General features: G+C 65.3%; 11 protein-coding genes and 1 other RNA gene. 9 read left to right on the forward strand and 3 right to left on the reverse strand.

The window, feature by feature from the left end; all coding sequences use genetic code 11:
- Positions 1-33 precede the first annotated feature (33 nt).
- The 4 genes from VFA60_15035 (at position 34) to VFA60_15050 (ending at position 3962) form a co-directional block, all read left to right on the forward strand.
- Complete coding sequence (locus VFA60_15035; GenBank protein ID HZQ93105.1) at positions 34-1731, forward strand: VWA domain-containing protein; 1698 nt, start codon at positions 34-36, stop codon at positions 1729-1731.
- Positions 1732-1957: 226 nt separating this feature from the next.
- Positions 1958-2327: a transfer-messenger RNA gene (gene ssrA / locus VFA60_15040) on the forward strand.
- A gap of 214 nt (positions 2328-2541) precedes the next feature.
- Positions 2542-3531 carry an aldo/keto reductase gene (locus VFA60_15045; GenBank protein HZQ93106.1) on the forward strand — a complete coding sequence of 330 codons (990 nt, stop codon included), beginning with the start codon at positions 2542-2544 and terminating at the stop codon, positions 3529-3531.
- 68 nt (positions 3532-3599) lie between these two features.
- Positions 3600-3962, forward strand: coding sequence for a nitroreductase family deazaflavin-dependent oxidoreductase (locus VFA60_15050; GenBank protein ID HZQ93107.1), 363 nt, complete (start codon positions 3600-3602; stop codon positions 3960-3962).
- A gap of 92 nt (positions 3963-4054) precedes the next feature.
- On the opposite strand, the gene VFA60_15055 is transcribed toward VFA60_15050, so the two are convergent.
- Together VFA60_15055 and VFA60_15060 are read right to left on the reverse strand one after the other, a co-directional pair.
- Complete coding sequence (locus VFA60_15055; GenBank protein HZQ93108.1) at positions 4055-4849, reverse strand: isocitrate lyase/phosphoenolpyruvate mutase family protein; 795 nt, start codon at positions 4847-4849, stop codon at positions 4055-4057.
- Positions 4850-5062: 213 nt separating this feature from the next.
- Entirely contained in the window at positions 5063-5530 is a 468-nt protein-coding gene (locus tag VFA60_15060) for a DUF4440 domain-containing protein (GenBank protein HZQ93109.1), read from the reverse strand.
- Positions 5531-5677: 147 nt separating this feature from the next.
- Between VFA60_15060 and VFA60_15065 the strand changes: the two genes are divergently transcribed.
- Positions 5678-6370: a YciI family protein gene (locus tag VFA60_15065; GenBank protein ID HZQ93110.1), complete on the forward strand. Its 693-nt coding sequence runs from the start codon at positions 5678-5680 to the stop codon at positions 6368-6370.
- 6 nt (positions 6371-6376) lie between these two features.
- Positions 6377-7153, forward strand: coding sequence for a cupin domain-containing protein (locus tag VFA60_15070; protein ID HZQ93111.1), 777 nt, complete (start codon positions 6377-6379; stop codon positions 7151-7153).
- A 106-nt stretch (positions 7154-7259) separates the two neighbouring features.
- Here the strand turns inward: VFA60_15070 and VFA60_15075 are convergent, their stop codons facing one another.
- Entirely contained in the window at positions 7260-8564 is a 1305-nt protein-coding gene (locus VFA60_15075) for a zinc-ribbon domain-containing protein (GenBank protein ID HZQ93112.1), read from the reverse strand.
- Between the two features lie 309 nt (positions 8565-8873).
- On the opposite strand from VFA60_15075, the gene rpsO reads away from it, so the two are divergent.
- The 3 genes from rpsO to VFA60_15090 all read left to right on the forward strand — a co-directional run.
- Positions 8874-9140 (forward strand): 30S ribosomal protein S15, encoded by a 267-nt coding sequence (rpsO, locus tag VFA60_15080; protein ID HZQ93113.1) that lies wholly within the window; start codon positions 8874-8876, stop codon positions 9138-9140.
- Between the two features lie 216 nt (positions 9141-9356).
- A complete protein-coding gene (pnp, locus tag VFA60_15085; protein HZQ93114.1) occupies positions 9357-11711 on the forward strand; it encodes a polyribonucleotide nucleotidyltransferase in 2355 nt (784 codons plus the stop codon).
- 531 nt (positions 11712-12242) lie between these two features.
- The coding region (locus VFA60_15090) for a hypothetical protein (protein ID HZQ93115.1) at positions 12243-13001 on the forward strand (759 nt) is incomplete at its 3' end.

Here is a 13001-nt window from a genome sequence, read left to right on the forward strand (position 1 = left end):
CACAGTTGGATTCGCGGTTGGGAGGTTGGTTTCATGATTTCCACCAAGGTCCTGCGCCGATTCACGGCGGCGCTGCTCGCCGCCTCGCTGCTCACGGCCAGCGGCGCTCAAGAGCAGAAAAACAGCCCCAAGCCAGACGAGCAACCCGCCGCGCGCTTCACCGCGCGCTCCGAACTGGTGCTGGTGCCGGCCGTGGTCACCGATCGCTCAGGCGCGCACATTCCCAACCTGACGAAAGACGATTTTATCGTGGAGCAAAACGGGGTTGAGCAGAAAATCGCCGCCTTCGAGGAGATCAAGGCGACGGCGGCCCCGGTCGTTCGTCCCAGGCTGCCGCAGGGCGTCTTCAGCAATCTTTCGCCGGTCAATTTTCAGCCGCGTCGCATCAACATCATCGTGCTCGACACGATCAACACCGAGTTCACCGACCAGGCCTGGGCCAGGCGTGAGCTGCTCAAGTACCTGGCCGAGTCGGTCAACACCGGCGACCTCACGACCCTGCTCACGCTGCACCGCGGCGGCATCCGCGTGGTGCACGACTTCACCACCGACCCGGCGGTGCTGGTGGCGGCGCTCAAGCGGGTGCGCGGCGCGCCGGGCATGAGCGAGGGCGAAAACACCATCGCGGCCGACGATCCCACGGCCGCGCTCAGCTCCGACGCGGTCGCCGCCGAATCCGACCAGCTCCAGGCCATGATTTCGCAGATGGAAGCGCGCTCGGCGCGCATGATGCGCGGCTTCTCCATCCAGTACACGCTCGACGCCTTTCAGACCATCGCGCGCGCCTACGCCGGCGTCCCCGGCCGCAAGGCGCTCATCTGGATGACCGGCAGCTTCCCGTTCCCCATGGACCAGCCCGGCGATGTGGATTCGCGCAGCTTCGGCGGCCAGTTCGAGCACGTGTTCCAGTTGCTGAACGACGCCAACATCGCGCTCTACCCGGTGGACGCGCGCGGGCTGGTGACGCTGGGGCCGAGCGCCGCCAGTTCGCTGCGTCCCAACCCGCGCAATCCGGGGGCGATGATGGCGAGCCAGGTCAGGACCCACATGAGCACGATCAGTACCATGCAGACGTTTGCCGCCATGACCGGCGGCGAGGCCTTCTACAACACCAACGACCTGAATCGAGCCGTGCGGCGCGCGTCGGAAGACTCGTCGGCTTACTACATGCTGGCGTATTACTTGAAGCCGGAGCCGGAAGACGCGAAAAAGAAACGCGATCCCTGGCGCAAGCTGACCGTGAAGGTGAAGCGCTCGGGCGCCCACGTGCGGGCGCGCAGCGGCTTCTACATTCAGCCGCCGGCCGCCGACGAGCAAACTGCCCGCACCCGCGACCTGCGCTCAGCAGTCACCTCGCCGCTCGACTACACCGCCCTGCCGCTGCAGTTGCGCTTCGGCGCCCAAAGGCCGGCAGGGAAGAAGCGCGCGGTTGAGTTCGAAATCAACGTGGCCGCCAACGCCGTGAGCATCGACGTCGCCGACAACAACCACCTGAGCCTCGAGGTTGTCGCCATGGTGAGCACGCCCGAGTCCAGCCTGGCCGACAATTTCAGGGAAACCATCGAGGGCCACGTCAAGCCGGAGAACCGCCAGAAGATCATGAGCAGCGGCATCACCTACCGCAACCTGCTCAACGTCGCCCCCGGCGAGTACTCGGTGAAGCTCGTCGTCCGCGACAACCTGAGCGGCCGCATGGGCAGCCTGCAGGCCCCGCTGACGGTCAGTCCCTGAAATCCCGAAGCGAAGCGCGGGATCCATACTTGACCTCCGCAGTTGGGTAGCGGTATGGCTCCCTCGCTGCGCTCGCCATGTCGCGCCAAGGCCGCGCTGAATCGGTTCCGCTGCATGCAACATCCAATGACCACGTTGACTTCCAATCATCTCCACCCTAGATTGGAAGCAGTTCTTTGAGCATTGCAGCCAGCGTCTCGCGCGCCAGCGCGAGCGCCACCCGAGTGGGGGCGTCACGGCTTCGACGGAAGCGCTTGCGGCTGAGAGGCATACCGGGGTGCACACGCCCGTAACTGTGGCAAGAACAACAATTGCCAATTCAAACCTGGCATACGCTGCTTAATTAACTAAGTGGCCGTCCTCCGCGGCTTTGCCTGTGGGCTGCGGAAGGGCGTCGCACAGCAGGCTGGCTTGTGGCCCCCGGTCCGAGGGCCGCCGGCAAGATCATCGGACTAGCTGACCGCGTTTCTTGTCCGTTCTGAGCGCGCTCGGCGAAAGTTTCCGGCGAAGGCCGGAAGCGGGAACGCGACTAAGTATGTAGTTCTCTCCGCCTGTGACGTTTTCGGACGCGGGTTCAACTCCCGCCGCCTCCACCAGAATCCGCGAAGCAGATTTTGGTCTCCCGGGCCTCGCGCCTCAGCTGCGACAGCACGGTTCTTGAGCATGCCCATCACCAGGGGAAATTGACGATTCTGGAAAGGTATGATTCGCTCAGTTCCGGCGCAGCGGCCCGGTTGCGCGGATCGGCCGCGGTTTGCAGGCGCACATCATTCCCAGGGCGATTGCCGGCCGGCCCCGAAGGAAATAATCATGCAAAAGCGCAAACTCGGAAATACTCTCGAAGTCTCCGCCCTCGGCTTCGGCTGCATGGGACTGAGCTCCGGCTACGGCAAGCCCGTCGATAAGCAGTACGGCATCTCCGTGATCCGAGCGGCCGTCGATCGCGGCGTCACCTTCTTCGACACGGCCGAAGTCTATGGCCCGTTCACCAATGAAGAACTGGTGGGCGAAGCGCTGGCGCCCGTCCGCGATCAGGTGGTGATCGCCACCAAGTTCGGCTTCAAGATCGATCCGAACACCGGCAAGCAGATTGGGTTGGACAGTCGCCCGCAACACATCCGCGAAGTCGCCGAAGCTTCGCTGCGGCGGCTCCGGACCGACGTCATTGACCTCTTCTATCAGCACCGCGTTGACCCGGATGTCCTCATCGAAGACGTCGCCGGCGCGGTCCGCGACCTGGTCCGCCAGGGCAAGGTGAAGCACTTCGGGATGTCGGAAGCCGGCGTGCAGACCATTCGCCGCGCTCACGCCGTGCAACCTGTCGCCGCCCTGCAGAACGAGTATTCGCTCTGGTGGCGCGAGCCCGAGCGCGAAGTCTTGCCGCTGCTGGAGGAACTCGGCATCGGGTTTGTGCCGTTCAGTCCGCTGGGCCGCGGCTTCCTGACCGGCAAGATGGACGAGAACACCACCTTCGACAGCTCCGACTTCCGCAGCAAGCTGCCGCGCTTCACACCGGAAGCGCGAAAAGCGAACCAGGTCGTGGTTGATTTGCTGCGCAGAATCGCCGGGCGCAAAAAGTCCACGCCCGCGCAGATCGCCCTCGCCTGGCTGCTGGCACAAAGGCCGTGGGTCGTGCCCATTCCCGGCACCACCAGGCTGGAGCGGCTGGAAGAGAACGTTGGCGCCGCCGCCGTCCAACTCTCGCCGGATGACCTGGGTGAAATCGATGCTGCTGCGCGGAAGATCACCGTGCAGGGCGAGCGCTATCCTGAGGACCTGCAGCGGCTGGTCGGCCGCTGATGCTCTCTCCGCATCCGGCCGGGCATCCAAATTCGGGCAGGGACGATCAACACCCGCTGAGGCGCAAGATGCCGCTACGCAACGACGCCCTCAAAGACCGCCTCTCACGCTATCGCGAAATCACGCTCCGCGTGACCGGCCGCAAATCGGGACGGGCCATCTCGGTCCCGGTGTGGTTCGTCTTCGAAGACCCCACTCTCTACCTGCTGCCGGTGAAGGGCTCTGAGACACAGTGGTATCGGAACGTGCTCGCCAATCCGGCGCTCCGGGTGGAAGCGCGCGGCGCCGAAGCCGAATTGCAGGCAGCCCCGGTTACCGCTCGCGACCGCGTGCTCCCGGTCGTGGAGAAATTCCGCCAGAAGTATGGCGACGGCGACGTGAACAAGTACTATTCCAGGTTCGACGTTGCCGTCGTTGCCCGGTTGCCCTGATCGCGTCTCCCGGGCTGCCGGGGTCGCGCGCGTCACGCCATCGAAGCATCGGCAAACTTGGGGGGGGCGAAACAAAGCGCCTGTTCCCGCGGTCAAGCCCGGAACATTTCGTTCAACTCGGCGCCTCTCGTTGCTTTTTCCGTGAAGTGGAAGGTGCCGTGCTCCTTCATCTCCCGCGCGGCGCTCAGGAACGCGCCCCAGGCCGCGCGCGCCAGCGAACTGCCCACGCTGATGCGCTTGACGCCGAGCGCCGACAGGTCGGCCACGCTCATCTGCATGCCGGGGATGATGATCACGTTGACCGGGCGGTCCACCGATCGCACGACCGTGGCGATTTCGTCCTTGGTCCGCAGGCCGGGAGCGAAGAGCACGTCCGCGCCGGCCTCCTGGAAGGCCTGCAGGCGCGCGATCGTGTCGTCCAGGTCTTCGCGTCCCACCAGATAATTCTCCGTGCGCGCGCTCAGCGTGAACGGAAAGGGAAGCGAGTGCGCCGCCTCCGCCGCTGCTCGAACTCGCTCGGCGGCAAGCGGCAGATCGTAGGGCACGCGGCGGGTGCCCGATGGAGTGTCTTCGATGGAGCAGCCGGCCAGTCCGGTGGCCGCCGCCAGGCGGACAGTCTCGGCGACAAACTTGGGATCATCGCCGTAACCATTCTCCAGGTCGGCGCTGACGGGCAGATCGGTGGCGGCCACAAGTTCGGCGGCGTGCGCCAGCATCGCGTCCCGTCCCACGCCGCCGTCGGGCTTGGCGACAGAGAACGCGTACCCGGCGCTGGTGGTCGCCAGGGCTTCGAAGCCGAGCACTTGCAGCGCGCGCGCCGACCCCGGGTCCCAGGGATTAGGGATGATAAACGTCCCCGCGCGCTGGTGAAGCGCTCGGAATGTCATGCCTTTTTCTGTTTGCGTTGCCATGCGGCAAGAGATTCTGCGGCACGCTGCCGCGACTCAATTCTTCAAGCCTGGCTAGGTCCTCACTAGACGCGCCGCGCGTGGCCGCGCTGCCGGTGGGCGACTCGCGCGCGATTTGCGGCTCGCGCACGTTGCCGGCCAGCGCCGCCGCCATCGTTGCCGGATTCCAGGGCAGCCGAATGGGAAGCCGGACTACTCCCGCGGTCCAGTGGTCCAAATCTCCTGCCTGATCTTCCACTGGCCAGATTTTTCCCGGTGCAGCACGAGCAGGATTTTTCCGTGGGTCTCAATCGGCGGCTTGCCATCGGGCGGCTGCACCACCTGGAGCGTGGTCCCCCACTCGGAGGCCCAATCGCCGCTGATCTGGATGTCGTGGAACACGTCTTCCTGCCGGGTGACGCGGAAGCCGGGCATCTTCGCGGTCACGTCTTCGATGAAGCGCGTGATGGCCGCTTTGCCCATCAGCGGCGCCATGCCGGGCAGCAGCGACACGCCGTCGTCCGCCCACATGCCGAAGATCGCCGACTTGTCCATGCGTAGATGGGCAGCGGTGTACTCGCGGTTGAACCTCTCAATCTCGCCACGCCGATCAGCCGCGGCCGCCTGCTCGCCCCAGAGGGCAACCAGCATCACCAGGAGCGCCCACCGCTTCAAGTTCATGGACATTGATTTCGCCTCGACGGTCCAATGATCAATCACCCGATGACCCGTGTTCAATTTGTACAACGTACTTCCATTCCGCAGCCAACATCTTTCCACGCGCATACGGCGTCTAGTATCCTCGGCGTTCACCCGAGAGGCATGTCCATGCGCCGATACGCCAGCCTGCTTGTCGTTCTCATTGTTTCCTGGTGCGCCTTCGCGCAGCAGTCCACCGCGAACCCCGGTCAGCAGTTCTTCCTCGTGCTGCTGAAGCGCGGCGCCCATCCTCCGCAGCTCGACAAAGAGGCCGGCGACAAGCTGCAGGCCGCGCACATGGCCAACATCGGCAAGCTGCGCGACGAAGGCAAGTTGCTGGCGGCCGGCCCGTTCGCCGACAATACTCCGCTGCGCGGCATCTTCGTTCTGAAGGCCGCGTCGGCTGCGCAGGCCCAGGCGTGGTCCAGCACCGATCCGGCGGTGAAGGCCGGGCGCCTGGCCGCCGAGGTCTATGGGCCATGGAACGTGCAGCCCGGCAGCTTCCGCCAGACCACCACGCCGAACGACCTTCAGAGCTACACGCTTGTCTTGATGTTTCACGACGGCGCACCGGCGCCGCCGCCGGGCGATTTGGTGCCGAAGCACGTTGCCTACCTGAGGGGATTGATGAACGACGGCAAGCTCGCTGTCGCCGGTCCGTTCGGCGCGCCCGGGGCGGACGGCCTGTTCGGTATTTCGATCTATGCCGCGCCGGTGGATGAAGCGACCAGGCTCGCCTCCGAAGACCCCCTGGTCAAGGCCGGATTCTTCCGCCTGGAGCCGCACCCGTGGCTCACCGCCAGGGGCGTGCTGCCGAGGTAATTGCCCATGAAGACGCTGCGCGGCGGCTGCGTTGTGTCGCAAGTCGAAGAGCATGCTGCGCGCACCGAGGGCACGCGTCGTTTCCGCACCGCCATCTCGCGCGCCCAGGGCGCCAAGCACGTTGCCCAAACCATCAGCGAGTACGCGCCGGGCGAATCGCCAGTGCGGGTCAATCCCGGCGCTGAGGAAGTGCTCTACTGCGTGGCGGGACGCGGCAGCGTGCGTATCGCGGGACGCGACTACCCGCTGGAGAGCGGGACCGCCGCCTACATCCCAGCCGGGGCCGAGTATTCCATAACGAATTCGCGCGCCGAAGCGCTGCGAGTCGTCGCCGTGTGCTGCCCGCAGGACGACGCCAGCCATGTGGTCGCCCGGCCGGCGCAATCGGGATGCGGCACGCCGCCGGCGCGCACGGTGCGCGAGCAGGAGCGCCCGCCCATCCGCAGCGGCGACCGCCACTTTCGCCTGCTGGTGGACAAGGACCTCGGCTGCCGCGCGGTGACCCAGTTCGTCGGCTTCATCCCGCCCAGCAAGGCGCCGTTCCACTTCCACACCTACGAGGAAGCCATCTTCATCCTCGCGGGCGCGGGCGTGGTGCACACGCAGCTGGAAGGCGACGCCGTGCCCGACTCGCAGCCATTCTCAGCCGGCACGTCCATCTTCCTGCCCGCCGGATGTCTGCATTGCCTGGAGAATCCCGGAACGGAGCCGGTGCGGCTGCTGGGAGTTTTCTATCCGTCGGGAAGCCCGTCCGTAAGCTACGACGCCGGGAGTGATCATTAGCGAATCGTCATTTCGCTTTTTTCCTGCGCACGGTCCCAGGCCCTCACGGCCAGGTGCTAACCGCCAATGGCGACCTGACAACTGGCAACTGGCAACCGGCAACTGATTACCGCGCCCGCTGCCTCTCGTCGGCCGACATCTCCCGCCAGATCATGGTGCGGTTGCGCTCCACATAGATATTGCCGGGCTCGGCGTTGGCCGCCGCGCTGAACCAGCGATACGCCGTGGGGCGGTCGAGGGCGACGCAGTTTCCGGTGGCGTACATCGCCCCGAGCTGGCTGCTGGCTTTGGGGTTGCCGTGGCTGGCCGCCGCCTTCAGCAGCATCAGCGCCTGATCGCAGTTGCGCCGCACGCCTTTGCCGTAGAGATAATTCTGGCCCCGCGCCACCAGTTCGTCTTCCACGCTGGTGCCCGCTTCCGCCGGTCCGCCGCGTGCTTTGGAAGTGGCTGCTTCCTCTTCGGCGGCGCCGCGCTCTTCGCTCCGGGCCGCGGCCTCCGGTTTCGGTTTCGATTTTTCCTCCGGCGACTTGTCCGCCGGACTCCGCGAAGGCGGCGTTTCCTTCTGCTGCGCTTCGGCGCCTTTGCCTTTCTCGGCGCCGCGTTGTGGCGGTTGCCCGGCCGGAGCGGCGCCGTGCTCGGCGCTGTGCTCTTCTATCGGGGCGCTGTCGGACGCCGGTTTTTCATCTTTCGCCGGCGGTGTTGCCGCGCCCGATTCGGACGCGCTGGCGTCGGTGCGTCCGGCGGTGGGCTCGGTGGCCTGCGGCGGAGGCGCGCTCTGCATCCGCTGCCTGATCATGCCGATGGCGCGCGCGGTCATGGTGTTGGGGTCGCCCGAACGCCACTGCATGTAGGCGAAGCCCCCCAGCGCCAGTAGAAGGATCAGCAAAAGCCATCCCCGTGCGCTGCGGCGCGGTTCCTCGTCGTCGAACAGGTAGGCGCTGTCGGTCGGCTCGTCCAGCCCCAGAAACGACGGGCCGTAGACGCCGCGGGCGGTGGTGTCGCGCTGCGCGGGCGGCGGGACTGGGTCGTCGTGGGCAAACGTTTCGCGAGCGGCGCGCATTTCGGCGTCGGCTTGAACATCGCCTGACGGCCGAGATCGGGATGTTTCCGGTGGCTCGGCGTCATGCATTTCCGAATCCAGCACGCGGCTTATCTCAGCGTAGCCGGCCGGGCTCGGCTGCTCTCCCCCCCGAGCGTCACCTCGCGCGGGCAGTTCGTTCGATCGAGGCAGGGCCGGCTGCTCGGGGGCAAGATCGGGTGCGCCGCCGCCGATGCGGACAACGTTGTCGCCCGCGCTTCGCCGCCGGTCGGCAATCCGCCGCGCGGCGGCGCGGCGGTCGAGCAGCGCCCCGCACATCCCGCAAAACCGGTTCGCCTCCGGGTTCTGTGTACCGCACGACTTGCACAACACAAGGACACTCCTGGCGATGGGATCGGCCGCCCGGCGCGTGTTAGCGGCTGCTTGGGTTGGATGCAATCCGGCGCCGATGGGAAATAATGTCTAAGAGCACTCAGCAGTCGGCACTCAGCACTCAGTCCCGAACGGCTTCCGCGAGGGTGTGTATTCTTTTGCCGGGGGACGGGCAAGAGCTGAATGCCGACTGCTGACTGCTGAGTGCTGGCCGGTGCTGAGCTCCCGCGGCTTGCCACTCGTGGGCGCGCATGTTACTCTCTTTGAGACTGTTACAGAGAACATAGAAGCAGGAGTGCACCCGGTTCAGTGCTGGCAAGAGAGCAAAAGCGGAGCATCATCGACAACTATCGCACGCACACCACGGACACCGGCAGCCCCGAGGTCCAGATTGCGCTGCTCAGTGAACGCATCGGTGAGTTGACGGAGCATTTCAAGACGCACAAGAAGGACCACGCCTCGCGGCGCGGTCTTCTCATGCTGGTCAGCAAGCGCCGTCGCTTGCTCGACTACCTCAAGCAATACGACTCCGAGCGATACACGACCGTCATCCAGAAACTCGGCATCCGTAAGTAGCCGCCCGCGTGCTCACGCGCACGCCTGCGTCGGAACGGACGTCAGGGCCTTGGGTGTATTCAGCGGCCGATTGCCGCCAGGTTCGAAGCTGACTCTCTCTTGCACAACCCGAAACTTCCCGCACCCTATGCCGCCCTCTGGCCGCTTTGCCCGGACCGGATGGCTGTGCAGCACCACGGACCGGAAGCCCTCCTGAAGAAGGACTGGTACTCAATCATGACGCAACCTACCCCTCACCAGCTCACCGTTGAACTCAGCGGCGGCAAATCCATTTCATTCGAGACCGGCAAGCTCGCCAAGCAGGCGGGCGGCTCCGCCGTTGTTCGCATTGCCGACAGCGTGGTGCTCGGCGCCGCAACCGCCAACCAGGAACCCCGCGAGGGAATCGATTTCTTCCCGCTCACGGTGGACTACCGCGAATACACCTACGCCGGCGGACGCATTCCCGGCGGCTTCATCAAGCGCGAAGGCCGCCCGAGCGAGCGCGAAATCCTCACCAGCCGGCAAATCGACCGCCCTGTTCGTCCGCTGTTCCCCGAAGGCTTCCGCTGTGAGACCCAGGTCATTTGTCTCGTCCTCTCCGCCGACACGGAAAACGATCCCGACGTCGTTGCCATCAACGCCGCCTCCGCGGCCCTCGCCGTAAGCGACATCCCGTTCCTCGGCCCGGTGGGCGCCGTGCGCATCGGCCTGGTGAATGGCCAGTTTGTCGTGAACCCGACCTACGCCGAGCGGCGCGAGGGCCTGCTCAACATCATGGTGGTGGGCACCGCCGACGGCATCGTGATGATCGAGTCCGGCGCCAACGGCGTGAGCGAAGAAACCGTCCTCGACGCCATCGAGTTCGCCCACACCGAGATCAGGAAGATTGTCGCCGCCATCCGGCAGCTCGCCCAGCTCGGCGGCAAGCCCAAGCGCGAAGTCCCGCCCGTCGAGTTCGACCAGACCTACTTCAACGGTCTGCGCGCCCAGATCGGCGGCCGCCTGCTCGACGCCCTCGACACCGCGAAGCACCCCAAGGCCGAGAGTTCGGCCCTGGTGAAGGCCATCAAGAAAGAACTCCAGGCCGCCATCCCCGAAGAGGACGAAGACGCGCGCAAGAAGCTCTCCCACTACTTCGAGCTGCTGCGCGAAACGCTCTTCCGCGAGCAGGTCATCAAGAATCATCGCCGTCCCGACGGCCGCGCTTTCGACCAGGTGCGCGACATCTGGATTGAAGTGGGCATGCTGCCGCGCCCGCACGGCTCGGCCTATTTCACCCGCGGCGAGACCCAGGCGCTGGTCACCACCACGCTGGGCACCGCCGAAGACATGCAGCGCCTGGAGGCCTTCGAAGGCGAGGCCAAGAAGCGCTTCATGCTTCACTACAACTTCCCGCCCTTCTCGGTTGGCGAAGTGGCCTTTATGCGCGGCGCCGGACGCCGCGAGATCGGCCACGGCGCTCTCGCCGAGCGCGCCATCGCCGCCGTGCTTCCCACCGAGGAAGCCTGGCCGTACACCATGCGCGTGGTCTCCGACATCCTGGAGTCGAACGGCTCATCCTCCATGGCAACCGTGTGCGGGGCCTCGCTCTCGTTGATGGACGCCGGCGTTCCCCTGAAGGCGCCGGTCGCGGGCGTGGCCATGGGCCTGGTCAAGGAAGGCGACCAGACCGTCGTCCTCACCGACATCGCCGGCGCCGAAGACCACTACGGCGACATGGACTTCAAGGTCGCAGGCACGCGCGACGGCATTACCGCTCTGCAAATGGACATCAAGGTGGCCGGCATCACCGCCGCCGTGATGAAGCAGGCGCTCGAGCAGGCCAGACGCGGGCGGCTCCACATCCTCGACAAGATGGCCGAGGTCATGCCCGAACCGCGCGCCAAGATTTCGCCCTACGCCCCCCGCATCTACACGCTCCAGATTCCGACCGACAAGATTCGCGACCTCATCGGGCCGGGCGGCAAGGTCATCCGCGGCATCATTGACGCAACCGGCGTCAAGATTGACGTGGACGACTCCGGCCGCGTCAACGTTGCTTCCAACGACGAGGCGTCGGCCGAGCGCGCCCTGCAGATGATCGGCGACATCACCGCCACGCCCGAGGTCAACAAGACCTATCTGGGCAAGGTGGTGCGGCTCGCCGACTTCGGCGCCTTCGTGGAAATCTTCCCCGGCACCGACGGCCTGCTGCACATCAGCGAAGTCGCCGAACACCGCATCAAGGACGTTCGTGACGAGCTGAAAGAAGGCGACCAGATTCTGGTCAAGGTCCTCAGCATCGAAGGCAACCGCATCCGTCTTTCCCGCAAGGCGATCCTGAAAGAACAGCGCGCCAAGATGGGAACCCCCGCGGGCGGCGGCGAAGGCATGCAGGAAGCGCCCGCGCCGGTCACCTTCGAGGGCGGCGGCGACTTCGACGAGAACGAGCCCAACTTCAACCGCGACGAGGCCGCCGAAGTGCCTCGCCATCACGATCGCGGACCCGGCGGCGGCGACCGCGGCGGACGCGGCGGCCGCGGCGGGCGCGGTCGCCACGGCGGCGGACGCGGCAACGGCCGCGGCGGCTTCCGCGGCGGAAGACGGTAAGGACCGTTTCCCGTTTCTCGCTTCCCCTTTTCACGAAACTGCAAGTGCGGAGGGCGCTGAGAGATCAGCGCCCCTTTTCCTGCACGCTGTAGCGACGGGCGCCCCCGCCCGTCGGCAATGGCCACAAACCGTTTCCCGTTTCTCGTTTTCCCGTTTCACGAAACTGCAAGTGCGAAGGGCGCTGAGAGATCAGCGCCCTTTTTCCTGCACGCTGTAGCGACGGGCGCCCCCGCCCGTCGGCAATGGCCACAAACCGTTTCCCGTTTCTCGCTTCCCGTTTCACGAAACTGCAAGTGCGAAGGGCGCTGAGAGATCAGGGCCCTTTTTCCTGCACGCTGTAGCGACGGGCGCCTCGCCCGTCGGCACGTCACCCCGGCGGTGTGGACACAGGCGGCCTCGCCCGCCCCAGGCCCAAAAGTAGAACTCATATGCTCTCCCTTTGACGGATGATGACGCTTGTGTGCCCCCCCATTTATCTCGTAGCATCGCCCGCGCCTGGGCCCAGCAAATTGCGCTTGATGGGAGCACGACATGTCCCTGCAACTCAGCCGAAAGTTTCTTGTGGCCGTATTCATCTCTGCCGTAACGCTCAACGCCTCCGGCAAGGATCTTTCCCCGGCTCCCACTCCGCACGAGTCCATCGCACCCTATTGGACGGTTGAGCCCGGCTGGGACACCGAACTCCAGATCAAGAACAACATGGTCGCAGCCAGCCTGACCGTCACGCCGGTTCTGCGGCTGAACACTGGCGCTGAATACCCTCTCGATCCGGTCACGATCGCGCCGTCAGACGTTACCTCCATTCACGTCTCCGATGCTTTGAGCAAGAAAGCTCCCGATTTGGTGAACCAGGTCGGCGCGTACGGTTCGGTCGTGTTCCGCTATGTGTCGTCAAACGTTCGCAACTTGTACGCCGTCGCGATGATTCACATGACCGGGCAGCCCATTGGCTTTCACATTGACGCGTATGCCGCGGCGACCGGATGGGAGGTTGGCAGCCGTGAGGGCATCTGGTGGCTGCCGCGGGAAACGGCGAAGGATTTTCTGATCGTTACCAACGAATCGGACAAGCCGGTGCCTGTAAGGCTCTCGGTCTTTGACGCGCAGGGCGCCGAGTCGAAGAATCCCCTTATGCTGGCCCCAGGCCAAACGCAGCGCTTCGTGGTCCGCGACCTGCTGCGGCAGGCGGGCTTGCAAGGCACGTACGGCGGCATCAAAATTGATGCAGCCGCTAAGGCGGGCAGCATTGACACCGTGCACTTCAGCTACGACGAAACCGTCGGCTTCGCA

The sequence above is a fragment of the Terriglobales bacterium genome, from assembly GCA_035651995.1.
Taxonomy (GTDB): domain Bacteria; phylum Acidobacteriota; class Terriglobia; order Terriglobales; family Acidobacteriaceae; genus DASRER01.